This window comes from Streptomyces sp. N35, from assembly GCF_016464295.1.
In the GTDB taxonomy this organism is placed as follows: domain Bacteria; phylum Actinomycetota; class Actinomycetes; order Streptomycetales; family Streptomycetaceae; genus Streptomyces.
Window position 1 is genome coordinate 85,508 of record NZ_JAEIMH010000036.1, and the last position, 1,814, is coordinate 87,321.

The 1,814-nt window shown below is 75.2% G+C and carries 1 protein-coding gene and 1 pseudogene; both read right to left on the reverse strand.

The window, feature by feature from the left end:
- Positions 1-72 precede the first annotated feature (72 nt).
- Positions 73-1,031 (reverse strand): annotated as a pseudogene (locus tag JAO81_RS20865) (sirohydrochlorin chelatase).
- A 99-nt stretch (positions 1,032-1,130) separates the two neighbouring features.
- Positions 1,131-1,814 (reverse strand): N-acetylglucosamine kinase (locus tag JAO81_RS20870; protein ID WP_199549411.1); only part of this gene is annotated, 684 nt, incomplete at its 5' end.

The following is a 1,814-nucleotide window of genomic DNA, read 5'->3' on the forward strand; positions in this document are numbered from 1 at the left end:
GGCCCGGGGCGGTGTGGGCGGGGCCCCCGCCCCCCCAGGGCGCCCCACCCCCTCACGTATGACCCGTGCGCGTCAGCGGGCTGACGCGCCCATCTGCTGCTGCGGGGCGATGCCCAGCGCGTTCATGTAGTTCGACAGCGTCAGCTTGCCGATCGCCGGGTAGGCGCCCAGCGGCTCGGCGATCGCGCAGCCGGCCTCCTTGACGGCCGCGTCCAGCAGACCGTCGGCCGCTTCCGGGCCGATCACGTACGGCGCGAGCGCCAGCTGACCGGGGCCCGAGGCGCGCAGCTGATCGGCGATCGCGGCGCACGCGGCCCGGGCCGCGGGGGGCGCGGGGGGGACACCGCACCCGGCTCGTCGAGCGCGGCGGCGAGCACCGGCACGGCGAGACGCGCGGCAAGGAGCATGCCGGTGATGCCCGCGGCCTGCACCGCCTCCTCACCGCCGGAGGTGGCGAGGATGATGCCGTCCGCCGCCGTCGCCACCGTGAACAGCCTGGCCCTGTCGGCGCGGGACAGGCCGGCCTCGGAGAGCCGCACATGCAGCGCTTCGGCGAGCAGCGGGTGCGGGCCGAGCACATCGGTGACCTCGGCGGGCACGCTGGAGTCCACGACGGCCTGGCGGATCCGGCGCATCAGCGCGTTGTCCGGGCCGGCGAGCAGCGGCACGACCACGGCGACCGGGCCCTGCGGCTCGGCGGCCTCGGCACCGGCGGCCAGCGCCTGCTGATAGCGGGCGGCGCGCTGCTCGGCGGCGTGCGCGAGCACGGTCTGGAGGTTCGGGTATTCCGCGCCTTCACCGTCCACGTAGCCGATCCGGGCATCGAGGCCGGGCAGCTCGGAGCGGGCGATCGAGATGACCTCTTCGCCGAGGGCGCGCGCCTCGGCGCTCGGCGTGCCCGGCATGGCGAGAACAAGCGCGGGTGCTCCCTCGGGAGCCACCGCGGGTTCCGGGCGGCGGTGCCGACCGGGCTGGCGGGGTCGCGGCATTCGTACAGGCAGGCCGGATGCGGGCCCAGTGGGGGAGCTCATGGCGCCGCATGCTACTGGCTCGCGGTGCTCTTCTGTTCGGGGAGGGGGCAGCTGCGAGTTATACGTCCGTATTTTTCCTGATGGTGACAATTGTCGTCACTATCGGGAATGTTGAGGGGCCGACGGTCCACCGGTTTCCTCCGGAACGTGCAGCAATCGCCCGTCGCACGGCAGCGCCAGCGCATCGAGAGCGAGCGCGCCGGCGAGCACCACGGCCCCCTCCAGGGGGTTGCCGTCCGCCGACACCGCCTGCGCGCGCGGCAGTTGTACGGACAGCTCTTCCTCCAGGGGTACGAGGAGGAGGTCGCCGATGCCGAACAGGCCGCCGGTCAGGGCCACTTCGCATGCCGTCTCCGGCGGGCACACCGCGGCCGCCGCCTCGGCGATGTGCAGCGCGGCGGCCCGCAGGATGCCGACCGCGACCGGGTCGTCCTCGGCCGCGCAGCGGGCCACCTCGGGAACGAAGGACGCGAGCACGGCGGGACGGTCCGTGCGCGGATACAGCTTGCCGGGGAGCTCCGTCACCGGTCCGTCGAAGAACTCCTCCGCGCGGGCGCGCAGCGCCGCGGAACCGCCGCGCCGCCCGTCGTGGTCGCGCAGGGCGGCGTCGAGGCCCGCCCGGCCGATCCAGGCGCCGCCGCCGCAGTCGCCCAGCAGATGACCCCAGCCGTCCGCCCGGTGCCACTTCTTGCCCTCGGTGCCGAGCGCGATCATGCCCGTCCCGGCGGCGACGACGGCTCCCGGGCGCTGGCCGAGGGCGCCCGCGTACGCGGTCACCGCGTC